Origin of the sequence: Flavobacterium sp. JAS (assembly GCF_020991455.1) — a bacterium.
In the GTDB taxonomy this organism is placed as follows: Bacteria; Bacteroidota; Bacteroidia; order Flavobacteriales; family Flavobacteriaceae; genus Flavobacterium.
The window spans coordinates 119,452-143,435 of the sequence record NZ_JAJMOX010000005.1; the positions used below are offsets into that span (position 1 = coordinate 119,452).

Below are 23,984 nucleotides of genomic sequence, written 5' to 3' on the forward strand. Positions count from 1 at the left end.
CCTTCATAACTTCTAAAATGCAGTAATAATTTTTTACTACATTTGACATAGATATTGATTTGTTTGGCAGCTTTATTGCTGAAAACAAATCAAACTCCCAAATCAAAATTTTAAAAATGAAAAAAAAACTAATAACGCTTTTATTTGTATTTACGGTTATGAATATGTTTGGGCAAACACCAACCATATCACAACCAGACGAAGCTAAAGATGCTAATAATAAAGTTTCACCCCTAAATGATATGGTGGTTAATAAAGCCATAAATGCGGTTAAAAAAGTTCCATTGGATGAAGCATCAATCCTAATTTATGATTACGACGGTTCTCTTATGTCCTTTGATTTAGAAGCTGAACATATTAATTGGACTGTAAAAGCCACAGATTCTCATACAGAAATGTGTGCAAATAAAATAACACTACAGGATGGAGTGATATACATTCCGTTTATTAACGGTGAAATTTTTGCAATTGATAACCAAACCGGCGAGGTTTTTTGGAAATCAAGAATTAGTAATAGTACAGATCAAATTGTATTAAAAGATCAAATTCCAGTTATAAATGATGGTAAACTGTATATAACCGCTCAAAATAGTACCATTTATGCTCTTAATATAAAAGATGGCAGTTTGATATGGAGCCACAAATTAGAGTCTTCAAATAATGATATTCCGGTGCTGTTTTTTGACAACAAAATTTTTACCCAAAGTGGAGTCAATTTCTATAGTTTTGATGCAAATACAGGAAAAGTTATTTACCAAAAAACCTTTGAGGAAGCTTTGCACGGAAAACCTGTAACAGATGGTGAAAATATATTTATAGCAAATGAAAAAAATATACTTTTTGCCTTAAGTCCTAATAAACCAGATATTTTATGGGAGTTAAAATTTGATGAAAATCAAAATAATATCAAGGAACGCATACTTTGTAAAGACAAAAAAATATATTTTGCAGCGCAAGGCCCAGAAGTTTCTTCTGTATACGCTGTAGATTCAAAAACAGGAACTCAGTTATGGAAAACTGATTTTAAGGGAGATAATATAGAGTACATTACTGAGCAGGATGATAATATTTGGGGATATACCCGTAAGGCAAAACTTTTTCAATTAGATATAAATAATGGTGAAATAGCAGTTGAAACAAAATTGACAACTCAGCCTATTTCAAATTTTGAATTTCCGATTGATGATTCCTTGTTTTATTATTCTGATGCAGCTTTAATTCAATTTGATTTAAAAACAAAAGATGAAAACGAAGTTTATCTTCGAACCACTATTCAGGATAACGCCTATAGCGCATATTTAAAATTAATTCGATAACAAAACAAAAAAGCCGTCTCAGTATTGAAACGGCTTCTTTGTTTTTGCAATCTTTTTAGAATTATTTTATTTTATTAAACATATAGCGGCTAATTTTCCATTCTTTATTTTCTTTCTTCAATACAAATAATTCTCGGTTCTCTTCCGGTACTGTTTGCCCGTTAGCATGAATAAGTGTTGTGCCTTTAGACATGGTTCGGACAAAAGCCACATTATCATGTATTTCGATTTCATCAATAAAAAACTCAATCTTTAATTGTATATTTTTAAATACAAATTCATAAGAGCTTTTTAATTGTTCCTGACCAATTGCTGTTGGTGCATTAGTTGGCATAAATACACCATCAGTAGTGTAAAGTAATAATACTTTGTTTACATCAGAGGTATTTAAAGCATCGCGATAAGAGAAAAGTAGTTTCTCGATTGCTGCTTTTTCAGTTTGTGTTTCCATTTCTGTTTTATTTGTTAGCTCATTTTTATCTTTGTTTTGCCATGAAACTATTGATAAAAATAAAGTTGCTGTTATTAAAATATATTTCATGATCTTATCAATTATTTAAGATTGAACAGCTTTGTTTTTCATTTCGTTAAGCGTTACCGTTTTTCCCAATTTGCCAAATTCATGCAAATCACCAAAAACTTCAATTTGTATCGACTGATCAATACCTCCTACATGAAAAGCATCAAAACCACTACTTGCAATAAGTTCTTCGATTATAGTATTACTATTTGTGCTGTCTGACGCATAAAAAAGTACCTTTCTGCTTGGTTCACTAAACGCTTCGTTCAATAATGAACCAGCTCCTAATGTTCCAAAGGCTTTTACTAATTTTGAATTAGAAGGAATTAATTCTGAGAGAATTTTTCCGGCAGAATCATTTTCATCAATAATTTTTTTGAAGCCACCATTACCATCAGGTGCAATAGGATTTGATACATCGACAATAATTTTGCTTTGAAGTTCATTTGAATATATTTGCAGAAACTCTTTTATTTTATCAAAATAAATGGCCGGAATTACCACATCAGCCTCTTTGATTGCATCTGCTATTTCTCTAGCATCTGCGAGATTACCTAATTTACCAGAAAGGCTTTTTGCTTTTTCAAAATCTCTTGCGGCAACAATCACGGGATAATTACCTTTTGTAAGGTTTACGGCGATTGCTTCACCAATATTACCTAAACCAATAATGGCTACTTTTGTGTTTTTAGACATTGTGTTCATCTTCTTTGTATTTAGTTTGTTATTAATTAATTTTAACAATACAAAGATGCGATCAAGTAACTGCCTGCATCTATAATGTAGTTTAAGAAATACTCTTAATATAGATTAAGGGTTGGCTTAGTTATTTTTCCTTTCGTTTCTAATTTTACTGAGAAATTCTGGTGTAATTCCCAGATAAGAAGCGATTTGAGTATTAGGAAGTCTGTTGGATAGATTTGGATATTGTTCTAAAAAAAAATCATATCGCTCTTGCGCTGTTACACTAAATGTTTCCAGTAGCCTGTTTTGAAGCTCGATATATTTATCTTCAATAATTACACGAAAGTTTCTGTCAAATTTTGGATAATTGGTATACAAATACCATAAATCACCTTTTGAAAGCTGTAATATTACCGAAGGTTCAATCGCCTCAATATATAGTTTTGTTGGTTTTTCTTTATGAAGACTGCCAATATCGGCAATCCAATCGTTTTCTGCAGCAAAATGCAAATTATGTTCATTCCCTTTTTTATCGACTCCATACATTTTGAAACAACCCGAAACAACAAAAGTAAAATGCCTGCAGATATCGTTTTCTTGTAAAATAAATTGTCTTCTCTTAATTTTTCGTTCAATTAACCTGCTGGATAATTCCTCTTTTTCTATATCATTAAGAGGAAGATATTGATCAAAATGTGATATAAGTTGCTGTATGCTCATTATCTAAGATTTTTTTGTTTTTTATACCGTAATAAAAAACAACAATGAAGTTAAATTTGATTGATTTGTAATATAACTTAAGCTAATATAAGAAATATTCTCACCGCAGATAATTAGGTCATACTATTTTAAAATTCTGCAAGAATAATTCAGAAACAAGCTCTTAAAAAATATAAAAAACTCCATTAGAAATAATGGAGTTTTTTTGGGAAGTAAAGATTTTTCACAATAGAATCTCAAAAAATTGGAGATTTAGTAATTATTATTTCTCTTTAATTAATTCGATTTTAGAAGTCATATCATCTCTTATTAAAGTTACAGCACTTAATTTCCCATCATTAAAATCTAATTTTAGCAAATTAGGATAATCTATAATTTTAAATAACCCATTTTTAAGATAAACCAATTCATTATCATTTCGTCCTTTAAAATGTTCCAAAAGAGCAGATTCAACATAAAGACGGTTATTCTTTTCTATTATTTTGGTTTCCATTTTTTGTTGATAAAGAAAATCATCATACGTTCCAATTAGCTTTTCTTTTAAACTTAGAGGTATTTCCTGAGTATCTTCCTTAGAAGTCTCTTTGTTCCAATCCATCACTGTCAGAATCTTTTTTTGAGTTTGTCCCATCACAGGAAAACGATTCTTTTTTTCACCATTGGTTAGAAATGTAAAGCCATTTCCGTCTGTCATAGTAGCAAAAATACTGCCTCCAACTCCTGTATTTGAACCATTACATACAAACCAATCATAGTTATTATAACCAAAGGACTTTTGCCATCCGTAACTCCAGCCGCCAACAGCATTTTTTAAAGCAGTTACTTCTGTTACTTTTTTTGCAACATTATGAGAAATCACTTTATTGTTTTTATTGCGCAGCGCATTTTGCATTTCAATAGCAAATTTGGCTAAATCAGTAGGTGTAGACCACATTCCTGATGCTCCAACTTGCGGCGTGATTGGCAAACCTGTTCTAATTACCTTTTCATTTTCATCGTGCACAAGAGCTACATTCGTTGGAAATCCTTTTTCATTAGGCTGTATCATTGTAGTATTTTTTAGCCCAAGCGGTGAAAAAATATAGGTAGCAGCAAGTTCTCCAATAGGTTTATTAAAAGTATCTTCTAATGCCATTTGAACAATTACATAACCGCCACCGCTATATTCCCAACTAGTGCCAGGGGTAAACGTGAACTCAATTTCTTTATCATATCGCGGAATCTGGCCTAAAAGACTTTGTTTTATTGTTGGGATGGTATCACCTTCGTAGTAATCTGCAAATCCACCTTGGGTCGTACCGGCAGTATGATTAAGAAATTGTCTCCAGGTTGGGCTGTTATTTTCAGTAAACTTACTCTTTGGCAAATGCCAGCGTTTTAGATAACCATCAATTGGGGCGTCTAAATTAAGTAATCCTTTCTCTTCAAGCATAAAACAAAGAAGTGCTGTAATTGGTTTTGAAATTGAAGCTGTAGAAAAAGCGGTGTTTTTATCTATTTTTTCTTTTGAATCTATTGATTTTACACCAAATTGGTTCGAATAAACGATCTCGTAGTTTTCAAAAACAACAAGACTAAATCCGGCAAGTTTGTATTTTTCCAGTTGTGGGTTAATATTCAAACTGTCCGTAAGAAAGCTATAATCTTTTTGTTTTGATAATACTTTTTTGCTTGTTTGACAATTGCTTATTTGACAATTTAAAATTGTTACTATAAGAATTAGGAAGTTAATAGTAGTTTTCATTGTATCGTGATTTTTTGGTTAAAAATTTATTTCGATACAAAGATGTGGGAGAAATAAGTGCTATGCGACCGAATAAAAATACTCGGACTCATTTTTTCTAAAAATAAGTCCGAGTAATTAAAACTACGCGTACGAGTAATTACAAAATACTGTACTACACTGCTTTACGATAATCTGTAGGAGTAAAACCTGTGTGCTTTTTAAAAGCCGTATTAAAAGAAGATTTAGAATTAAAACCTACATCGTATAGAATTTCCAAAATCGTTACCTTACTTTTTGTAACATCTTTTAAAATACCCATAGCACTTTCTATACGATACGTATTAACGAAATCGTAAAAATGCTGTTCTAATTTATGATTGATTAAAAGAGATAAATCTCTAACTGGAATTTTAATATCCGCAGAAATATCCTGAATTGTTAAGGAAGGATTTAGAAACGGTTTTTCTGCAATCATATACTGCTGTAATTTCAATAACTCTTCATTATATTCTTTTTCACTTACCGCTAATGGCCTAATATTTTTTTCTTCAGAAATTAAATCTTTTACAAGTTTTAATTTTGAATCAATGTTTCTAAATATGCCAGGATTGTTTAATGCCTTAAACAAATACCAACAAACGATAAACAACTGAAACACCAGAAGTCCAATTTTTATCCCTTCTGAGATGTATTGATAATCCGAAAATTTAAAAATGTTTTTTAAAATAGCAACCAAATACAAAACAGTCAGTACAGTCGTAAACTGAAATAACCAATTATAAGAGTCAATGCTTGTTGTGCCTGCATTATTTTCAAGATACAGTTTTTTGGCCTTTCTTAATATCACAAAAACAGCAATAATATATACAATTAGCTGAACATGTATAAGAATATGATTGAACTGTATTTCAATCATACTTTGATAATTTTTAATAAAATTAATTTTAGATGCAAAATCTACTGTATAAAAACGAGGCAATAAAATTAGATTCGCAATTAAAAATGGAAGCAGATGTAGTAGATGTTTGGGTTTAAGCTTAAAATCTGAATAACAAACAGATAATACATATAGATAAAAAACAGGAATCTGCAAGAAAGCAGATAAACTCCTTAACATCCCAAGATTCGAAGGTCCGTCAACGAATAGGTCAAATAAAGTTTGACTAGTATCTATTGCAGTTAAAATTAAAAAAACAGCAAACAGATAATTACTTGTCTTATGCTTTGCTTTAACTGTAAACAGAAAAAATGCAAGAAACAAAGAAATGAACAAAGAGATTACAGTTACAATAAGTAATAAATTAATCTTATCCATTCATTATTTTTTTTGAGTTATTACGATTCATAAGTATTCTTAAATTTTTCTATAGGGAAGGGGCAAATGTTTCTGATTTATCTAAATTGGTATGATCCTAAACCATAAGCGTGCTATTTTTTCGAGCTAATATAGGGAATATCTTTACTTAAAATCTAGCGTAAAATCCTTATTTTATATTGATTTAGTAATTTTCTACCTGCCATTCAAGATCAATACTATCTAAGTTTATTTTAGGGTAATTAATTTCTTCTTCACTTAAGTCTCTTTTATAAGGATCTAATATTTGCCAAAGAGTTTCATCAATTTCTAAAAGATTATCTTTTATTGCTTCTTTTATTTGTCCCTTTAAGTAAAAACTATAATACAAACCGCTCGAAAAACCTTCAAGCATTCCGTCATTTGCAATGGTTATTTTATAAAACTCTTGTCTAAAATTTAGCAAATCATTAAACAACCAGCCTATATCAACAGGTCTCGCATTGATATGCTCAACAAGATGAGAATATAAAGTAGCCATTTTTAAAAGTACTTTATCTGATAATTCTTTGTTTGCATCTTTTTCTCTATCATAAAGAAATTCTCCGTGCAAAACATATTCAAGATTAGTTAAGTTGTTTAGTTGTTGAGCCCTGTTCAATTTTTCTTTATTACCTGTAATTGAATATTTTATTTGAACAAGTGGATTCACATATTTTTTGGTTAATCCAAAAGCTTCTAAAAGTATTTCGATTTGAGAAAGCCTGATTTTTGCCGGTTTAGAATTTTTTCTTGCCGGTGAAGACCATAAATAATTATAATCTAATATTTTATATAATAAATCTTTTGCTGTCATTTTAGTATCTTAAAAAATTACTCCCGTAGGAAACTTTTAATCTATTGATTTTATAAGAGTTTCAATTGTTGATTCTTTTTGATTTAATAGTATCAATTGACTTTTATCGTCTAAGAAAATTTTCTCTGCGAATTCTTTCTCTGCTTTGAATTTCCAATTTTTTAATGCCGAAAACTTACTTTTTACTAATTTCAATTTCTCACTGTTGTCTTTAGAAATGATTATCATCTTTGTTAAAGGTGTTTTTTTCATTTCTTCGATACTACTTTCTGTAATTTGAGAATCATACTCTGATCTGGAACGATAACGAAACATTTGATTGATCGTTTTAAAATCTTTCTCGTTTTCGGTAATTACATATCTATAAGTCATAATGTTGTCAAGCTCATTTATCCAGTTTGGAAAATTTACTTCGTAAAGCTTAATATAATTATCAATAAGATCTTTATCTATAGATTTCTTTTGATTAATGTATTCTTTCACTAACGGATAAATTTGCTTAGCCATTAGATTAATATATTTTTTATTATACCAATCCTGAGTATCAATTTTTCCGTCTAGTTGTTCATAAACATAACCATTTCCTAATGCAGTAGCCAAGGCTTCATTCAAAAGCTGATAAGCATAATTACTACATTTTGATTTATTCTCTTTAAAATAGTTATCTATTTCTGTTTTTACTTCGAGAGATTGTTCGTCATAAATTATATGAAACGTTTCGTGCAACATAACGCTAAACAAATCCTTATACGATTTTAAATCAGTTTGTATAGCACTTATAAAATTGTTGCAAAACGCCTGCGCAGTAAATCCTTTAGAATTAGGCAAAGGGTAAAAAGCTATCTCAAACGGAATTGAGTTATTCCAACTTGAATTATAAAACAATAATCCCGTTTCAAAATAGTTTTCTATCTGATGTTCATTAGAATACTTTGTGATTTCTTGAAGTTGTTTTTCAAATTTCTCTTTGTTGGGATTATAGATTAGTTCATTATAAATAGGAGTAAATTCTAAAATACTTTCTGCCAAATCACTCAAAGTTTTATTAGAAATGATTCCAATAGACCGAACTTGAAAATCTTTTAAATCTTTACTTTCAATTAGATTTTTTTTCAAAATATCTTCTGTTTGCACAGACTTCTTTGAACCATAAGGAAATTCTTCAAATCGATAACTATAATCAAGCGTTAACTTGTCAAATTTTGAAATTATATTTTTATATTTTTCAGTGCAGTATTTTGATTTTTGAAATTCGGTTTTAAAAACATTTTCAGGATAATTTTCTGAAAGATTTTGCAGAAACACAAAGACAGCCAATTGTTCAGAATATTTAATCTTGAAAGTTACCTTTTGTCCAAATGCTAAAGTTGCCAAAAATAGAAATGGAAATAGAAATACAATTTTAATATTTCCCGATATGATTTGTGGTATTATCTTTCTCAATTTTATATATGTATAAATTAAACTGTCGATAACTCTTTATTTCTGAACCCTTACTAAATCTAAATCCTGAAAATCAAAACTAAAATCAATACTTGGCGAGATCCCTTTCATTTTAATAGATTGAGCTTTTCCTGTTTCGTCAAGCGAAAACATGGCAAAAGCATCACAATCCATTGCTTGATATTCCCATTTTATAGCAAATGTATTGGCATTATAAAAAGCCATTGGCCCGTTTAATTTCGGCGAGCGATAGGATTTGAACCATAATTGTTTGTTTTTTTCGAATACTTCAATTTCACCAAACCAATTGTCTTTATAAACACCAATAAAGTCTTCATTTTTAACTTTTATATTCTTTGAAGCTGCTACTTTTTCCCATACTTTTTTAGTTACATCTTCGCCAGAATTTTTATCCTCTTTCATCCATCCAACCATTTTATCAGTCCATCCAAAATCATCTAATCCCAGATAACTGTCAGAAATTGTATTTGCAACTGCAGAGAAAAGTCCGGCACCTCCGTTTTGCGTATTTGTTAAAATTACAAAACCTAAATTCTGATCCGGATACATCACAACAATCGATAACATACCAGGCAAACCACCTGTATGTGATACTTTTAGATTACCTTTTTCATCACCAATTTCCCAACCTAGACCATAACCGCTGAAATGGGAGTTATATCTCGGATTCGGATTTGCTTCTTCAACAGTATGTATGCGCCACATTTCTCTGTAATTTTTCTCAGAGAATAATGTTGATTTCAAATCAGCACCATATTTTCCTTTATTCAAACGAACAATCATCCATTTTGCCATATCTGCAGCATTTGAAATTATTCCGCCTGCAGCACCATTTATTTGATCTTCAAAAGGAGCAATTGTTTTTATAGTTCCTGACTCAGATGAATGCGGTACTGCCACATTACTTTTGTCAGTAATCCTGCTCTGTCCTGCAAAACTATTGTTCATTTGCAAAGGCTCGATAATTCTTTTTTGAACAAATGCCTCGTAACTCATGCCGCTAGTTCTTGCAATTACCTCACCGGCAACTATATAAAGTAAATTGTCTTAATCGAATTTAGTTCTAAAAGCAGAAACAGGTTTAAAATACTGAAAACTAGTGACAACATCTTTAATAGTCAAATTTGTGCCATCAGGAAAAAACATCAAATCGCCAATCCCTAAACCAAGTCCGCTGCGATGCGTTAATAAATCCTGAATGTTGAAATTCTCCGTCACATAATCGTTATACATTTTAAATTCAGGAATGTAAACTTTTACTTTATCCGTCCATTTCAATTTGCCTTCGTCTTCTAAAATAGAAAGTGCAGCAGTTGTAAAAACTTTACTATTGATGCAATCTGGAAATTTGTATTTTCGTTTACCGCTTTTTTTGTTTCAACAGAAGCAACACTATAACCTTTTTGGTGAATTACTTTCCCATCCTTAGCAACAGCAATCGATGCTCCTGCAACTTTAAACTTTGCTAAAGCATCTTCCATTAATAAATCATTTTTTTGCGATGTAATCTGCGCAAAGATTGGAGTAGAAGCAAGGCAAATAAAGAGTAATGACGCTAAAAGAGGTGTTCCTTTTTTCATGTAATGGTTGTTTTTGATTGTTGTGGCTTTTTGGTTTATAGTTAACTTTTTATAAATGAAATAATTAAAAAATACTTCCAAATTATAAGTACTTTTTTTCCAAATAAATGGTTCATTTCGGCGAATATAAGAAAAATCTTTATGTTAAATAATTAATCAATTCAAGATCATAATATAACTTATTAACACTTTTTTTGAGGGTTTCCTTAAAAATTACATAAAGAGGAAATACTTCTTCAAACTCAAATCCTTCTTCCATTGCAGTTTATTCTTAACCATCACTAGTGTAAGTAATCATTTTTCGTTTGTACGTATAAAAAAACTCCATTATTTCTAATGGAGTTTGACTTTATAATTTTCTAAGCTTAGTTAAGCAGAAACCGTTTTTCGATCTGCGGGTCTAAAATACCATGAGATTATAATTAGAACGATTAATAATACAGGTCCAAAAAGTTCTTTGGCAGCATCACCGCTAGCCACATGAGAGAAAACTGCACCAGACATGGCGAAGAAAAACCCTGCATAGGCCCATTCTTTCAATAAGGCAAACTTTGGGATAAGAATTGCTATAACACCCAGAAATTTCCAAACACCCAAAAGGGGTAAAAAATAAAGAGGATATCCCAAATGGGTCATCATAGTTGCTTCTTCTTTCATTTTAATAAATTGCACAATTCCCGTCGCTGTCATTCCTAATGCTAGCCAAAGCGTTGCAACCCAGTAGATAATTTTGTTTCTCTTAGTCATAATTAGTTATTTTATTTATTAATAGTGGTTTTATTTATTTTAATTTATTTACAAAGTCTTGTAAGCGATTGTGCGCCATATTGATACCTTGTGCAAAAGGAAGTTTCAGCATTTGATCTCTCATGGCAACTGATTTGTAGACAATTTGCATTGTTAGTTTGCTCGTTTGATCTGATATTTTTTCGAATTCTAAAAACTCCAGTTGAGCAGGAAAAGGAGTATTTTCCATTTCGAAGGTTCTGGTGATTCTTTGATTTTCGATTATATCGTGAATTACGCCATTGGCCTGAAAAACAACATTTCCTTTAGCATCAGTAGTTTCAAACTGCCAACCGCCGTGTTTTACGTTTTCAAGTTTTAGAACTTTTGTTCCCATCCATTGTTCAACAATATCAGACTCAACGTAAGCTTTAAAAAGTAATTCCAAAGGCAAATCAAATTCTCTCGTAATTACTAAATCCTGTTTGCCGTTTTCGGCTGCGATTTTTGTTTTTTGTTCCATGATTTCTATTTTTTGGGTTGATAGTTCTTCATTATGGCTTCGAGTTTATTAAATTTTTCATCCCACATTTTTCTAAAAGGTTCAATAAAACTGTCTATTTCCTTGATCTTTTCGGGATTCAAATGATAATAAATCTCTCTTCCGGTTTGTGTTTGATGTAATAATTCACATTCCGTTAAGATTTGAATGTGTTTTGAAATAGTTTGTCGTGACGAACTAAAATTCTCGGCTATATTTCCTGGAGTCATAGCCTGAAGTGCAACCAAACTCAATATTGCTCTACGAGTAGGGTCGGCAATTGCCTGAAAAACGTCTCTTCTAATTTCCATTGCGCAGTTATTTGACTGCAAATATAATGCAGTTATTTGACTGCGCAATATTTTTTGCAACTTTTTTTAAAAAATAATACATTTTCTTTAAAATAATATAAAATTAAATCACTGAAACAGAGTAGAGTGGAAGCCTGCTTTAATACGTAACATTTATTCTAACACTAGCTTTAATTAATGCTAAACCTTTAATATTACTAATATGAAGGTCTTTTGGTTGATGCTGTTTATTTTCTGATACAAGTTTTATGAATTCGTCGCCTTTTTCAGATTTCTGAACCCATTTGGGCATTACAAATTCATCACCGTCATCATTAATTAGTGATACCAGATACATTTCGCCCCAATAAATATTCTCAATTATAGCAGCTACTTTTTTATAGATAATAATGTCTCCTGATTTTAGAAGCGGATACATACTATCACTGCCTACATAAACTGCACCGTCACATTTAGGTAAATTGGGAATTACAATTTTGTCAATTGACTTATCTGCATCTCCTTCTTTAAATAGGGTTGCCATTGATGTCGACGCCTGCATATTATAAAGCGGAATAGATTGCTTTTGAATCGTTTCTCCTTTTGTAATTTTAAATATTTCAGAAGGAGATTCGTTAAAATAATTTAAATCATTACGCTCGAAATTTTCTGTATAATTATTAATTTTAATCATGTTTTCTCTTCCGGTAAGAAGCCATACAGGATTCAAATCTAAACAATTGTCTATTATTTTATTTAAGATGTCTTCGCCTAAATTTCCATTTCGCTTTAATTGGGTACCTAAATACCCATTAGACAGTCCATTATCTTTTTCATATCGCGTTGGCTTAACCCCTTTGTACTCAAGGTATTGGTAAAATCTTTCAATTGCTTTCATAAATTATAAGAAATAGTTTACTAAACCTTGTTGTTTTATAAACAATTGTTTATACATTTGTTCTCAGAACAGGAACAGACAAGGCAATGGACAAAGAAACGAAAAAGAAGAATACTTACAACAAAGAAATACTTAATCGTATCAAAGAAAAGTATGGTTTATCAAAAAGATTTATTACAATGAGCCTTTCCGGCGATCGCAAAAGCGAGATGACTGAGACCATTAGAAAAGATTATAAGAAAATGGAAAATGCTATTGCGGTACTTCTAAAAACATTATAAACTCAAAAAATATTTATCTCATAAACAACCTTAAAACTAGTTATAAATCACCGAAAAATGACTGTAGAAATAAAACCTATAGAAGTTAATAAGGAGTATAAGGTTAATGGAAAACTCGTTTTTATAGACCAATCAGGAAATTGGCAAAGCGATAGTGAACTTTCACAATTAGAAAAAACTGCATTTAGAAGCTATGTTCAGTTAATTTTAAATAATCCAAAAATTACAAAGCATACAACGGCAACATATCGAAAAACTACTTAGTTTCCCTTATTGATTTAGAAGATTAACCACTAATCTCTAAATCAAAGTCTCCAGGATCAGTGTGTGATCTTGGAGACTATTTTTTTATCTAAAATTAATTAGTAATTTAAAGATATATTGGAATAAAATGGGAACTCATAACAAAATGAATTTCCCAATATTAATTTGCTCGAGAAAATATTGGTCATGTGAAACCACGATTAACGAGCCTTGATATTCATTAATAGCCTGGGTTAAAATTTCAATATTTTGAATATCTAAATTATTTGTTGGCTCATCCAGAATAATAAGATCCGGAGATTCATTATTAATTGTAAGACAACAAAGCATCAAACGCATTTTTTCGCCTCCACTTAAAGCAAAACAGGGCTTATCCCAGTCTTGGCTAGAAAATAAGAAACGATTGAGCCTCATTTTTATATCATGTTCTTCCAGCCCTGAATTATTAAAATATTGCGCTTGCTCATATACTTTTAGCTCATTTTGAATCAAAGAATAATCCTGATCAATATAAATTGATTTGTTTTCGGCTCTGTAAACCGTTCCAATCTGTGGATCTAGTTTTCCTAGTATAATTTTAATCAAAGTTGTTTTACCTGAACCGTTTGTGCCTTTCAATGCAATTCGGTTTCCGCTTATAATTTCGATATTCAAATTCTCCTTCCAAAGAAGTTGATCTTTGAACTTAAAATTGATTTCGTTGGCATTAAAAAGTATTTTCCCTTTATGTAACGAAGAATTATCAAATCCAATTTTCATCTGATCAATATCTGGAACTGAAGAACGTAATTCTCTTAATTCCTGCGAAATACCATTGATTTTTTCGGCATGAACACCTTTTAACTTCGAACTGCTATTTTCGGCATTATTACGAAGCGTATTCATCATTATCCTCGCAACACCTGATTTTTCTTGTTTCTTTTTTCCCCTGGCATCAAGCTTTTGTTGTCTTTCTAAAGTTTCTCGTTCTTTTTCCCGAGCCTTTCGCAACGCTTTTTCTTTGGCATGCAAATCCTGATTTAGAGCATTTACTTCGATTTGTTTTTGCTCAGTATAGAAATCATAATTTCCACCATAAACAGTAATACCATGTTTGCTTAGTTCGTAAACTGTGTTTAGGGTATTTAACAAACTTCTGTCGTGACTTACGATAAGCAAAGTGCTCGTTGTAGATGTTATAAAATCATACAATAGTTTTCTCGAATAATCATCAAGATGATTAGTGGGTTCATCCATTAAAACCAACTCCGGCTGATGAATTAAAATTCCGGCAAGAAAAACTTTTGTCTTTTGTCCGCCACTTAAAGTATTCATTTTCTGAGTTAAATCTAATACATCTAATTTCCAACAGTTTAAAGAATTATTACAACGCTCTTCAATTGTCCAGTCCTCGTTTAGAATATTTAAATTATCCTCGGTAACATTACCGTTTAGAATCTCTTTAAATGCATTCAGTTTATCATTAATGCGCAATGCTTCGGCAATCGAAAAATCATTGTATTGCCCAAAAATCTGCGGAATATAATAGGGGTCAGAATTTAATTTTAGTTCACCATTTAAAGGTTCTAATTCGCCGGCAATAATTTTCAGCAAAGTCGATTTTCCAATGCCGTTATTACCAATAAGGGCTATTTTTTCGTGATTGTTTACAGTAAAACTGATGTTATCAAACAGCAATTCTTTGTTATTGTGTTTATATGAAATGTTTTGTAGAATAAGCATAATTTCTTTCTCTAAAGATGAATAAATTGAGCCACCACAAATTGCGGTTTACTCTCTAAATTGCCTGAAAGAAATTATTTTTCACATAAATTAATGCGTTCGTTTTAAGTTTTGCAAAGATATAATTTTATGTGATAGTTTACTAAGAGTGGGAGGTATGTTTTTTTTCGCCACGAATTCACGAATTTTCTCTAATTTTTATTTTCATTGCGCAGATTAAAAAAATCTGTGTAAATCTGGGGCAAACTTTTTAAGCGGTTTCACGATAAAAAATTAGAGAAAATTCGTGAATTCGTGGCAGATTTTTTTTTTAAACAAAAAAACCATATTGCATTTAGGCACAAGATGGTTTCGTTTAAATATTTGAGTTCATGAATAATGAACTTTTATGGTTATATTTTTGTAAGGGTAAGTTTCATTTCTTTGCTGTCTAATACCAGTTTGTCGTCAGTTATAATACTTTCGCAAGGGTATGGAGTACCAGTTTCATCTTTAATTACTAAACTTTTTCCTCCTTTTGTCAAAGCATAAGTACCATTATTGATTTCGCTCTGCAAATATCCAGTTACATGCCCGTCTTTAGTAAACGTTAATGTTCCTTGAGTAAGAATTACATTTTTTAAAGAATCAGAGAGAGGCATTTTAGGCTCAACAGCGGTAACTTTCCAAGAGTCTACCAATTCATTTCTACTCTTATGACATGAAATCGTTAATACTGCCACCATTGCAATTACGAAGATAAATAATTTAGATTTTTTCATGATTTTGTGATTAAAGTTAAACTACAGAAAATTACAAAATTTTTTCTAATTAAAAATCTAAAAACCAAATATTTATGAAAGAACCAGAAATTAATAAATTTAAATTCCATTTTTTTTAAATTCCAAATTCCAATTGATAGAAGATACGTTTAAAGAATCTTTGTACCCACACATTTTTGTAGATTATAGATTAATGTAGAGATGCGCAGAAGTGCATCTTCAAAAAGATTAGACAGTGGGACTATAAATAAATATTAAATAGGAAGATAAGACGCACTACTATGCGTCTGTACAGAAAACCTTTGTCCCTTTGCACCTCAAAAACTTTGTACCTCAAAAAAAAAACTAATTTAAAGTCAAAGCTCCCAAAATCTCTTCATACAAAAATGGACCACCAGGATATGTCGCCGTATAGTCCAGATTCATCCATACCTGACCGCGATCATCAACATGGTAATGTATCTTTTTGCCATAACTTTCTTTGACAAAAAGGACGTTTTTAATCAAATAATTGACTTTCTCCAAATCGATCAGAGAGCCTATTAATATTTCAGGATAAATATGACCTTTGGTATGAATTAATCTTGGAGTTCCACCAATTGAACGCACTGCAGCTGCCATCAAAATAGAATGATCATCGCAATCTCCAGAAAAATATTCTAACGATTCGCTTGCTGTTGCAATATAATCGCCTTCTTTTGGATCATTGACATAATTCCAGCGGCTGTTAATCTCTTTAAAGACTGCAAAACATTGAATAATGGTTCTGTAATCTGAATATCCTTTTATCCCTTTAAAATGCTTTGTAGTCGCCATAATGGCAAAATTCCGAACCTTTGGATTCTGATATTCGATTGCATTTATAATTTTTGATTTATTTGGAAACGGAAGCAGTTTTGCCACAATAATATCCTGCGGAAATGGATTATCTGACATGGTATAAATCATCGAATTATAATCTTCAGAAATCTCACTGAAACCATAATTTCCAATAACACTTCCATAAACTAAAGTCAATAAATAAACAGCTATACACAATATTATAATCGTTCGCAACAACATCAAAAGAAAGAAAACTGCAGCAAAAACAAATATAAATATCAAAACACGATCTAAATTAAATGCCCAGTTTAAATCAATTAAATTCTGGTGCAAAATGATAAAAATCGGAATTGTGATCAAAAGACTCAATATCATAATAATGACCCTATCCCAAGGTGATTTCACCTGTAACTTGGATTTTAATTGCGGAAAGTCAATTTTAGGGAATTTTATCATAAGAATCAAAAGCAGTATTTTACAGCGCTTTTACCGTTTCAACAAAAGTACTTTTTTTATCAATAATACCGAGATCAAATAATTGATTTTGAATTTTAATAAATGCTTTTTCGCTCAAATGTTTTTGAGACCATTGTGTAAGTTTTAACCATTCCTGAATATCTTCCAGCTTTTGATTAAAAAGCTCTGCCAAAGTTTTATCAATATCAGGAATCTGAGTAAAATCGTGTGTTGTTTTGTTTATGATTTCAAGGATTTTCTCGACCGTTTTTGGGTTCTTTTTTAAGAATTCATCGCGAACCGTAATTACAAACGAAGGCCATGGAGTAGGGCAGTCGCCAACACGTCTGAAAATTCCCTGATCAACAAGAGGTTTAGTCATAAAACGCTCCCACATAAAATAATCTGCAGTTCCGTTTGTCAGCGCTTCAACAGCCCCGTCGATTGTATTGATGATCTCAAACTGCAAATTATCAGTTTCCCAGCCTTGTTCGTATGCGTTTACATAAGCCATTAACTGTGATCCGGAGCCAATTCTGGAAATAGCTACTTTTTTATCTTTAAGATCACTTATACTATAAAAATTTGATTTTGCGGCAACATGAATTCCCCAAATTAAAGGCGATTGCACATAAATCTGAACAATTTTACTTGGATTTCCGGCAACAATATCTTTTACAATTCCTTCTGTCAAAATAACTGCTATATCAGCTTCTCCGTCACGCAGCATCTGGCACATTTTGCCGGTACCTTCGGGAATGTTTTTCCATTGCAAATCAATGTTTTCAGCTTCAAATTCGCCATTTTCAATGCATAGTTGCCATGGCAAATTGAAGTGTTCAGGAACACCTACAATTTTTACAGTTTTCATTATAGTTTAAGTTTAAGTTTGGTATGCGTATTATAAGTTGGTTTAGTTTTTTAATAAATCAGCACGATGTTTTTCAGAAAGACAAGGTTCAGCAAATTCAATTACAGAAAGAGATTCATACTCATTCAATATACTTTTTACAATCGAATAATCAACCTCTTTCACAATTTCGGCCGCAAGAAACGTATCATTTAAACTTTCTGATATACAATTGATTTCTTTTAATTTTTCTCTAATTAATTCTTTATCAAAACCATCTTCCAAAATTAAAATCTGAACGATTGAATTTCCTGAACTTTCGATGGTTTTTCTATGAATGAAGCATTTTTCGGTCTCATCATATTCTGCAAGAAAAATATCATCCGTAGCAATCAAAGGCCCAAAAAAAGGGATATTATCTAATTTAAAATATCCTTTTTCCAAATCAATAGTTTCTGCCCACATGGTTTCAGAAACTACTTCTTCCAGATAAGTACTATAATATTTAAATAAGATTTTTTTGTGTGTATCTTGCATTATAAAATTTTCTATTATTTCTACTAAGCGTCAGAATTAAAAATCAATTATCTAATTTTCAAATTGACTAATTATCTAATTACTTAATTAATCTCATTTATTATTGCTTTTAGTGGTGATAAAACAATACGATAACCATCGGGATCCATAAACATTACTCCGTTTTCATTCCAGAAAGGGTTATTTGCAGTTAAGATTAAAATCTTGCCATGTATCACGTTGCTTACCAGTACATCATAATCTATAATTGATTTAGGATAAAGCACAATAACATCGTCCTGATCAAAGGTATGATTTGCTTCTTCTTCAGATTTTGTAAACTCAAAATGCCAGTCTAAACCGGATTTCCCAACAAAAACGCCATCATAATGATTGTGATTCTGAAAGTCTCCCAAAAGTTCAAAGCCTAGAATATTAACGTAGAAATCTACAATTCTTTCTAAATCATTAGTATGGCGGGCAACTCTCAAAAACATAACTTACGCTTTTATCTGGTTTATATGATGCTCTAAATGCTCAACATAATCTGTCATCAGGAACTTTAAATCAATTACAGCTCCATCGCTTAGAACAATTTTATAGTCTAAAGCCTTTTCATCAACAGATTTCATCAGTCTAAGGATTTGTTTGTTTACCGCAAACCATAATTGCGTTAACTCCTCAATATCCATAGTTTGATATTGGTTTAAATTTACCAAATCTATTTGACTATACGGTCTGTGCTGATACGGTTTTTCTACATAATTAATTTCGGTAAACCGAACCTGATTATGAATCGCCGAATCTACTAAATGTCCTAAAACCTCTTTTTTAGACCATTTTCCGGGTTTTCTTTCTTCCAGAATATTTTGATCTATTGTTGGAATATACTTTACATTTTCCAACAATAGATTTTCAAATTTAAGAATAGCGTCTTGCATTGAACTATTTAATTTTTAAAATGAATACTATTTAAATGACTTGTAATAAAATATCAAATTGACAAACAAAATAAAAACAACACCATCAACTTCAACATCTTACAAGAATTATCTAATTATCAAATTGACTAATTATCTAATTTACTTCTGTGCCAGTTTATTCAACGTGTATGTAATCAATTCATCAACAGCTTTATAAGGATCTTCACTAAAAGTTCCCGATGCACGATTGGCAATAATAGCGTTCAATGACAACGCATTATGTCCTAAAAGCGCCGAAAGTCCGTAGATTGCAGCCGTTTCCATTTCTAAATTAGTAACTCTTTGGTTATCAAAATTAAAATTATCCATTTTATTATTTAATTCTTCATCCTGAATATTTAAACGTAAAACACGTCCTTGTGGCCCGTAGAATCCTCCGGCCGTAGCGGTAATTCCTTTAAAAATCTTATCAGATTCGATGATTTTTTCCAATTTTTCAGAACAAGCAATTGCATACGGTCTTCCTTTTCTAATATCCCAATTGGTGTGTGCAATAAAAGCATCTTCGATAGCCGCATTCGAAACTTCGTCGATCAGGTAGGAGCGAAGCATATTGTCTAATCCTAATCCAAATTTAGACATTACAAAACTATCCACAGGAATATCAGCCTGCAAAGAACCAGAAGTTCCAATTCTGATAATATTCAGCGAAGTCAATTTTTCTTTTGGCAAACGAGTTTTTAAATCGATGTTTACCAAAGCATCTAATTCATTCAAAACAATATCAATATTATCAGGGCCAATTCCCGTTGACATTACAGATATTCTTTTTCCTTTATAGATTCCGGTTTGGGTTTTAAATTCTCTTTTTTGAGTTGAATATTCAATTGAATCAAAAAATTGAGTGATTTTCTCGACTCTGTTTTGATCTCCAACAAAAATTATATCGTGTGCAATATGTTCAGGACGAAGGTTTAAGTGGTAAACACTTCCGTCTGGATTTAGTATTAATTCTGAGTTTTTTATCATTTCGTTTAAGGTTCAAAGGTTCTGAGTAACAAAGGTTCAAAGGTTTTCTGTAGAAGCGCACATTAATGCGTCTTTTTATGCCCACAGATTTGACTGATTGAACAGATTGTCACAGATTCTTATTTTTATATGTTAATTTTTAAAAGCTTGGAATTTGGAATTTAAAAAATTGGAATTTATTTCCCTAACCACCAACACGTTTGGTTTTAAATCCTTTTGCTTTTAGGATTTCCATGATTTTATCGCGATAATCGCCTTGAATGATTATTGAACTGTCTTTAAAAGTTCCGCCAACGCTAAGTTTAGTTTTAATTTCTTTGGCCAGAACTTTAAAATCTTCATCAGATCCTTCGTAGCCTTCGATAATTGTGGTAGCTTTTCCTTTTCGTTTTTCGAATTTGCAAATCATTGGCTCTTTTTGAATGTAAAGCACATGATCTTGTTCCTGAACTTCTTCAGGTTCATTTGATTCGACATGATCCGGAAACAAGTTTTTTAATTGATCTTTAAAATCCATAATCTTTTATTCTAAAAAATAAATTTCAATAAATATAGTTTGTAAAAATTAAATTCCAAATCCCAATTTGATAGTTTTTGGAATTTGGAATTTAAAAAATTGAAGATTTAAAAGTTTACTTTTTTATTAACCCTAAATCTACTAAACGTTCGTATAAATAATCTCCCGCTGTAATATCTTCAAATTTCTTAGGATTCTCGGCATCAATACAGTTTTCAAGACAATCCAGACGCATATCGCTTACAGGATGCATAAAAAATGGAATTGAATAACGTGAAGTTCCCCATAATTCTCTAGGCGGATTAACAACCTGGTGAATTGTCGATTTTAGTTTATTATTAGTATGTCTTGACAACATATCTCCAACATTTATCACTAACTCGTCATTTTCTGCAATAGCATCAATCCATTCACCATCATGATTTTGAACCTGTAATCCTTTACCCTGAGCACCCATTAAAAGCGTAATCAGGTTAATATCTCCGTGAGCAGCTGCACGAATTGCATTTTCTGGCTCAGAAGTAATTGGTGGATAGTGAATTGGTCTCAGGATAGAGTTTCCTTCTTTAGCATACTGGTCAAAATAAAACTCATCTAAACCTAAATGCAAAGCCAAAGCTCTTAACACATAAACACCTGTTTTTTCAAGCATTTGATAGGCATCTTTACCCACAACATTAAAACGAGGTAATTCTTTTACTTCAACATTGTCCGGATATTCCGAAGCATATTTTGAAGAAGCATCAACATATTGGCCAAAATGCCAAAATTCTTTCAAATCTCCTTCTTTGCGTCCTTTAGCATGTTCTTTTCCAAAAGACACATAACCTCTTTGACCACCAATTCCGGGAATTTCATAATTATGCTTAGTTTCCACTGGCAAAGCGAAAAATTTTCTAATTTCGCTATAAAGCTCGTCTACTAACTGGTCGTCTAAAAAGTGACCTTTTAGGGCTACGAAGCCAATGTTTTCAAATGCACTGCCGATTTCATTTACAAATTTTTGTTTACGTTTCGGGTCGTCCGAAAGGAAATCACGTAAGTCTACACTAGGAATGTTTTGCATACTTTACATTTTTATTTAAGATAAAAGGTGTGGTAAAACCTTTCAATAACAAAGGTAGAGAATATTTTAGATTTGAATTTTAAAAGTTATAATAAAATTAAAATTATCTAACAAAAATAAATAAAATTGTTATAATTTTCTATATTTGAAATACTTAAACAGCGAATCAAATGATTTTTTACAAACAAGACCTTTCTGATATTCAACTATTAGATTTATACAAAAAGATTCTAAAACCTCGTTTGATCGAAGAAAAAATGCTAATCCTGATTCGGCAGGGAAAAGTCTCAAAATGGTTTTCTGGAATCGGGCAGGAGGCAATCGCTGTGGGAGTTACCGCTGCATTAGAGTCCTTTGAGTACATATTGCCCATGCATCGTAACCTGGGCGTTTTTACAACCCGAAATATTCCATTGCACCGTTTGTTTTCGCAATGGCAAGGAAAAGCAAGTGGTTTTACTAAAGGCAGAGATCGCAGTTTTCATTTTGGAACGCAGAAATATAATATCATCGGAATGATTTCGCATCTTGGTCCGCAATTAGGGATTGCAGACGGAATTGCTCTTGCCGATAAACTTCAGAATAATAAAAAAGTCACAGCCGTTTTTACCGGTGAAGGTGCTACAAGTGAAGGAGATTTTCACGAAGCCTTAAACATTGCCGCAGTTTGGAAATTACCAGTAATGTTTATCATCGAAAACAATGGTTACGGACTTTCAACTCCAACAAACGAACAATATTCTTGCGAAAACCTTGCTGACAAAGGCATTGGTTATGGAATCGAAAGTTACATTATTGATGGTAATAATATTTTGGAGGTTTATAATAAAATTAAACAACTAAAAGAAAGCATGCAGAAAGACCCGCATCCGGTTTTACTGGAGTTTAAAACTTTTAGAATGCGTGGACATGAAGAAGCAAGCGGCACAAAATATGTTCCTGAAGAATTAATGAGAATATGGGCAACACTTGATCCTGTAGATAATTACAGAATGTTTTTATTAGATCAGGGTATCCTAACAGAAGAACATGATGCCATTTTGCATGAAGAAATTAAACACGAAATCGAAGAGAATTGGGCTATTGCAAATGCCGAACCTGAAATAATTGCATCTTATAGTGAAGAATTAAACGATGTGTATAAACCTTTTCAATATGAAGAAGTTAGCACGGAATCAGAATCTACTAACATACGCTTTATCGATGCAATCAGAAATAGCTTAGACCAATCGATGCAGCGCCACCAAAATCTGATTATTATGGGGCAGGATATTGCCGAATATGGCGGTGCTTTTAAAATCACGGAAGGCTTTGTAGAAACGTTTGGAAAAGAACGTGTGCGGAATACTCCAATTTGCGAAAGCGCTGTTGTTTCTGCGGGAATGGGATTATCAATTAACGGATATAAAGCCATTGTAGAAATGCAATTCGCTGATTTTGTCTCCACGGGATTTAATCCAATTGTAAATTTACTAGCCAAATCACATTATCGCTGGGGCGAAAAAGCCGATGTTGTCGTTCGTATGCCTTGCGGCGGAGGGACTCAGGCAGGGCCATTTCATTCGCAGACAAATGAAGCCTGGTTTACCAAAACTCCGGGTTTAAAAGTAGTATATCCGGCATTTCCTTATGATGCAAAAGGTTTACTAAATACTTCTATAAACGATCCAAATCCGGTTCTGTTTTTCGAACATAAACAATTATACAGAAGTGTTTATCAAGATGTTCCAATAGATTATTATACTATTCCTTTAGGAAAAGCGGCTTTATTAAAAGAAGGAAACTCCGTTACCATTATTGCTTTTGGAGCTCCGGTACATTGGGCGCTGGAAACATTGGCAAAATATCATGAAATACAAGCCGATTTAATCGATTTAAGAACCTTACAGCCTTTAGACACTGAAACTATTTTTGCATCGGTTAGAAAAACCGGAAAAGCAATTATTTATCAGGAAGATACTTTGTTTGGCGGAATTGCCAGCGATATCTCAGCCTTGATTATGGAAGAATGTTTTGAACATCTTGACGGGCCCGTTAAGAGAGTAGCCAGTTTAGATTCACCAATTCCGTTTACCAAAGCTCTGGAAGATCAGTTTTTACCAAAAGACCGTTTTGAGGAGGTTTTATTGGATTTATTGAAATACTGATGTTATCAAAAATAC

26 protein-coding genes and 1 pseudogene are annotated in these 23,984 nt (G+C 31.8%); 4 read left to right on the plus strand and 23 right to left on the minus strand.

Features of this window, described 5'->3' with window-relative positions; genetic code table 11:
* The first annotated feature begins 116 nt into the window (after window positions 1-116).
* Window positions 117-1,316, plus strand: coding sequence for a PQQ-binding-like beta-propeller repeat protein (locus tag LPB88_RS08430; RefSeq protein ID WP_230714554.1), 1,200 nt, complete (start codon window positions 117-119; stop codon window positions 1,314-1,316).
* 61 nt (window positions 1,317-1,377) lie between these two features.
* Here the strand turns inward: LPB88_RS08430 and LPB88_RS08435 are convergent, their stop codons facing one another.
* The 13 genes and pseudogenes from LPB88_RS08435 to LPB88_RS08500 all read right to left on the minus strand — a co-directional run bounded on the left by LPB88_RS08435 (window position 1,378) and on the right by LPB88_RS08500 (window position 12,615).
* Window positions 1,378-1,857 carry an SgcJ/EcaC family oxidoreductase gene (locus tag LPB88_RS08435; RefSeq protein ID WP_230714556.1) on the minus strand — a complete coding sequence of 160 codons (480 nt, stop codon included), beginning with the start codon at window positions 1,855-1,857 and terminating at the stop codon, window positions 1,378-1,380.
* 15 nt (window positions 1,858-1,872) lie between these two features.
* On the minus strand, window positions 1,873-2,541 hold the full coding sequence (locus LPB88_RS08440; protein ID WP_230714558.1) for an NADPH-dependent F420 reductase: 669 nt from the start codon (window positions 2,539-2,541) through the stop codon (window positions 1,873-1,875).
* Between the two features lie 117 nt (window positions 2,542-2,658).
* Window positions 2,659-3,240, minus strand: coding sequence for a Crp/Fnr family transcriptional regulator (locus LPB88_RS08445; protein WP_230714560.1), 582 nt, complete (start codon window positions 3,238-3,240; stop codon window positions 2,659-2,661).
* Between the two features lie 262 nt (window positions 3,241-3,502).
* Window positions 3,503-4,984: a serine hydrolase gene (locus LPB88_RS08450; protein WP_230714562.1), complete on the minus strand. Its 1,482-nt coding sequence runs from the start codon at window positions 4,982-4,984 to the stop codon at window positions 3,503-3,505.
* A gap of 154 nt (window positions 4,985-5,138) precedes the next feature.
* Window positions 5,139-6,281, minus strand: a complete 1,143-nt coding sequence (locus tag LPB88_RS08455) for an AraC family transcriptional regulator (RefSeq protein ID WP_230714563.1) — start codon at window positions 6,279-6,281, stop codon at window positions 5,139-5,141.
* A 184-nt stretch (window positions 6,282-6,465) separates the two neighbouring features.
* Window positions 6,466-7,116, minus strand: coding sequence for a hypothetical protein (locus LPB88_RS08460; RefSeq protein WP_230714566.1), 651 nt, complete (start codon window positions 7,114-7,116; stop codon window positions 6,466-6,468).
* 36 nt (window positions 7,117-7,152) lie between these two features.
* Entirely contained in the window at window positions 7,153-8,559 is a 1,407-nt protein-coding gene (locus LPB88_RS08465) for a hypothetical protein (protein ID WP_230714567.1), read from the minus strand.
* A 36-nt stretch (window positions 8,560-8,595) separates the two neighbouring features.
* Window positions 8,596-9,147, minus strand: coding sequence for a DUF3471 domain-containing protein (locus tag LPB88_RS08470; RefSeq protein WP_370635823.1), 552 nt, complete (start codon window positions 9,145-9,147; stop codon window positions 8,596-8,598).
* Window positions 9,136-10,160 (minus strand): annotated as a pseudogene (locus tag LPB88_RS08475) (serine hydrolase domain-containing protein); the annotation flags it as partial. The pseudogene LPB88_RS08475 and the gene LPB88_RS08470, both read right to left, overlap by 12 nt.
* A gap of 369 nt (window positions 10,161-10,529) precedes the next feature.
* Entirely contained in the window at window positions 10,530-10,907 is a 378-nt protein-coding gene (locus LPB88_RS08485; protein WP_230714571.1) for a DoxX family protein, read from the minus strand.
* A 34-nt stretch (window positions 10,908-10,941) separates the two neighbouring features.
* Window positions 10,942-11,409, minus strand: coding sequence for an SRPBCC domain-containing protein (locus LPB88_RS08490; RefSeq protein ID WP_230714574.1), 468 nt, complete (start codon window positions 11,407-11,409; stop codon window positions 10,942-10,944).
* A gap of 5 nt (window positions 11,410-11,414) precedes the next feature.
* A complete protein-coding gene (locus LPB88_RS08495; protein WP_230714576.1) occupies window positions 11,415-11,738 on the minus strand; it encodes a helix-turn-helix transcriptional regulator in 324 nt (107 codons plus the stop codon).
* A 139-nt stretch (window positions 11,739-11,877) separates the two neighbouring features.
* A complete protein-coding gene (locus tag LPB88_RS08500; RefSeq protein WP_230714578.1) occupies window positions 11,878-12,615 on the minus strand; it encodes a S24 family peptidase in 738 nt (245 codons plus the stop codon).
* An 86-nt stretch (window positions 12,616-12,701) separates the two neighbouring features.
* On the opposite strand from LPB88_RS08500, the gene LPB88_RS08505 reads away from it, so the two are divergent.
* Together LPB88_RS08505 and LPB88_RS08510 are read left to right on the plus strand one after the other, a co-directional pair.
* Window positions 12,702-12,896 (plus strand): hypothetical protein, encoded by a 195-nt coding sequence (locus LPB88_RS08505; protein WP_230714579.1) that lies wholly within the window; start codon window positions 12,702-12,704, stop codon window positions 12,894-12,896.
* A gap of 57 nt (window positions 12,897-12,953) precedes the next feature.
* Window positions 12,954-13,160: a hypothetical protein gene (locus tag LPB88_RS08510; RefSeq protein WP_230714581.1), complete on the plus strand. Its 207-nt coding sequence runs from the start codon at window positions 12,954-12,956 to the stop codon at window positions 13,158-13,160.
* Window positions 13,161-13,295: 135 nt separating this feature from the next.
* Here LPB88_RS08510 and abc-f read toward each other — a convergent pair whose 3' ends face one another.
* From abc-f to LPB88_RS08560, 10 genes are all read right to left on the minus strand, one after another.
* The gene (abc-f, locus tag LPB88_RS08515) at window positions 13,296-14,882 is read right to left on the minus strand and encodes a ribosomal protection-like ABC-F family protein (protein WP_230714583.1); all 1,587 of its coding nucleotides are present in this window, start codon (window positions 14,880-14,882) and stop codon (window positions 13,296-13,298) included.
* A 392-nt stretch (window positions 14,883-15,274) separates the two neighbouring features.
* Complete coding sequence (locus LPB88_RS08520) at window positions 15,275-15,643, minus strand: hypothetical protein (protein WP_230714584.1); 369 nt, start codon at window positions 15,641-15,643, stop codon at window positions 15,275-15,277.
* A 345-nt stretch (window positions 15,644-15,988) separates the two neighbouring features.
* Window positions 15,989-16,921 (minus strand): transglutaminase, encoded by a 933-nt coding sequence (locus tag LPB88_RS08525; protein WP_230714954.1) that lies wholly within the window; start codon window positions 16,919-16,921, stop codon window positions 15,989-15,991.
* Between the two features lie 19 nt (window positions 16,922-16,940).
* A complete protein-coding gene (locus LPB88_RS08530) occupies window positions 16,941-17,792 on the minus strand; it encodes a substrate-binding domain-containing protein (protein WP_230714586.1) in 852 nt (283 codons plus the stop codon).
* A gap of 42 nt (window positions 17,793-17,834) precedes the next feature.
* Complete coding sequence (locus LPB88_RS08535) at window positions 17,835-18,308, minus strand: DUF4265 domain-containing protein (protein ID WP_230714588.1); 474 nt, start codon at window positions 18,306-18,308, stop codon at window positions 17,835-17,837.
* Between the two features lie 83 nt (window positions 18,309-18,391).
* Window positions 18,392-18,784, minus strand: a complete 393-nt coding sequence (locus LPB88_RS08540; RefSeq protein ID WP_230714591.1) for a VOC family protein — start codon at window positions 18,782-18,784, stop codon at window positions 18,392-18,394.
* A gap of 3 nt (window positions 18,785-18,787) precedes the next feature.
* Window positions 18,788-19,228 carry a DinB family protein gene (locus LPB88_RS08545; protein WP_230714593.1) on the minus strand — a complete coding sequence of 147 codons (441 nt, stop codon included), beginning with the start codon at window positions 19,226-19,228 and terminating at the stop codon, window positions 18,788-18,790.
* A 141-nt stretch (window positions 19,229-19,369) separates the two neighbouring features.
* On the minus strand, window positions 19,370-20,239 hold the full coding sequence (locus tag LPB88_RS08550; RefSeq protein WP_230714599.1) for a nucleoside phosphorylase: 870 nt from the start codon (window positions 20,237-20,239) through the stop codon (window positions 19,370-19,372).
* Window positions 20,240-20,423: 184 nt separating this feature from the next.
* Window positions 20,424-20,756 (minus strand): translation initiation factor, encoded by a 333-nt coding sequence (locus LPB88_RS08555; RefSeq protein WP_230714601.1) that lies wholly within the window; start codon window positions 20,754-20,756, stop codon window positions 20,424-20,426.
* 115 nt (window positions 20,757-20,871) lie between these two features.
* The gene (locus tag LPB88_RS08560; protein ID WP_230714603.1) at window positions 20,872-21,822 is read right to left on the minus strand and encodes an isopenicillin N synthase family oxygenase; all 951 of its coding nucleotides are present in this window, start codon (window positions 21,820-21,822) and stop codon (window positions 20,872-20,874) included.
* 170 nt (window positions 21,823-21,992) lie between these two features.
* Between LPB88_RS08560 and LPB88_RS08565 the strand changes: the two genes are divergently transcribed.
* Window positions 21,993-23,969 (plus strand): thiamine pyrophosphate-dependent enzyme, encoded by a 1,977-nt coding sequence (locus LPB88_RS08565; protein WP_230714605.1) that lies wholly within the window; start codon window positions 21,993-21,995, stop codon window positions 23,967-23,969.
* Window positions 23,970-23,984 lie beyond the last annotated feature (15 nt).

Bases quoted from the DNA above. Each gene is read 5' to 3' on its own strand.
- LPB88_RS08430 (WP_230714554.1), top strand. From the start codon at position 117: ATGAAAAAAAAACTAATAACGCTTTTATTTGTATTTACGGTTATGAAT.
- LPB88_RS08435 (WP_230714556.1), bottom strand. From the start codon at position 1,857: ATGAAATATATTTTAATAACAGCAACTTTATTTTTATCAATAGTTTCA.
- LPB88_RS08440 (WP_230714558.1), bottom strand. From the start codon at position 2,541: ATGAACACAATGTCTAAAAACACAAAAGTAGCCATTATTGGTTTAGGT.
- LPB88_RS08445 (WP_230714560.1), bottom strand. From the start codon at position 3,240: ATGAGCATACAGCAACTTATATCACATTTTGATCAATATCTTCCTCTT.
- LPB88_RS08450 (WP_230714562.1), bottom strand. From the start codon at position 4,984: ATGAAAACTACTATTAACTTCCTAATTCTTATAGTAACAATTTTAAAT.
- LPB88_RS08455 (WP_230714563.1), bottom strand. From the start codon at position 6,281: ATGGATAAGATTAATTTATTACTTATTGTAACTGTAATCTCTTTGTTC.
- LPB88_RS08460 (WP_230714566.1), bottom strand. From the start codon at position 7,116: ATGACAGCAAAAGATTTATTATATAAAATATTAGATTATAATTATTTA.
- LPB88_RS08470 (WP_370635823.1), bottom strand. From the start codon at position 9,147: ATGTTATCGATTGTTGTGATGTATCCGGATCAGAATTTAGGTTTTGTA.
- LPB88_RS08485 (WP_230714571.1), bottom strand. From the start codon at position 10,907: ATGACTAAGAGAAACAAAATTATCTACTGGGTTGCAACGCTTTGGCTA.
- LPB88_RS08490 (WP_230714574.1), bottom strand. From the start codon at position 11,409: ATGGAACAAAAAACAAAAATCGCAGCCGAAAACGGCAAACAGGATTTA.
- LPB88_RS08495 (WP_230714576.1), bottom strand. From the start codon at position 11,738: ATGGAAATTAGAAGAGACGTTTTTCAGGCAATTGCCGACCCTACTCGT.
- LPB88_RS08500 (WP_230714578.1), bottom strand. From the start codon at position 12,615: ATGAAAGCAATTGAAAGATTTTACCAATACCTTGAGTACAAAGGGGTT.
- LPB88_RS08505 (WP_230714579.1), top strand. From the start codon at position 12,702: ATGGACAAAGAAACGAAAAAGAAGAATACTTACAACAAAGAAATACTT.
- LPB88_RS08510 (WP_230714581.1), top strand. From the start codon at position 12,954: ATGACTGTAGAAATAAAACCTATAGAAGTTAATAAGGAGTATAAGGTT.
- abc-f (WP_230714583.1), bottom strand. From the start codon at position 14,882: ATGCTTATTCTACAAAACATTTCATATAAACACAATAACAAAGAATTG.
- LPB88_RS08520 (WP_230714584.1), bottom strand. From the start codon at position 15,643: ATGAAAAAATCTAAATTATTTATCTTCGTAATTGCAATGGTGGCAGTA.
- LPB88_RS08525 (WP_230714954.1), bottom strand. From the start codon at position 16,921: ATGATAAAATTCCCTAAAATTGACTTTCCGCAATTAAAATCCAAGTTA.
- LPB88_RS08530 (WP_230714586.1), bottom strand. From the start codon at position 17,792: ATGAAAACTGTAAAAATTGTAGGTGTTCCTGAACACTTCAATTTGCCA.
- LPB88_RS08535 (WP_230714588.1), bottom strand. From the start codon at position 18,308: ATGCAAGATACACACAAAAAAATCTTATTTAAATATTATAGTACTTAT.
- LPB88_RS08540 (WP_230714591.1), bottom strand. From the start codon at position 18,784: ATGTTTTTGAGAGTTGCCCGCCATACTAATGATTTAGAAAGAATTGTA.
- LPB88_RS08545 (WP_230714593.1), bottom strand. From the start codon at position 19,228: ATGCAAGACGCTATTCTTAAATTTGAAAATCTATTGTTGGAAAATGTA.
- LPB88_RS08550 (WP_230714599.1), bottom strand. From the start codon at position 20,239: ATGATAAAAAACTCAGAATTAATACTAAATCCAGACGGAAGTGTTTAC.
- LPB88_RS08555 (WP_230714601.1), bottom strand. From the start codon at position 20,756: ATGGATTTTAAAGATCAATTAAAAAACTTGTTTCCGGATCATGTCGAA.
- LPB88_RS08560 (WP_230714603.1), bottom strand. From the start codon at position 21,822: ATGCAAAACATTCCTAGTGTAGACTTACGTGATTTCCTTTCGGACGAC.
- LPB88_RS08565 (WP_230714605.1), top strand. From the start codon at position 21,993: ATGATTTTTTACAAACAAGACCTTTCTGATATTCAACTATTAGATTTA.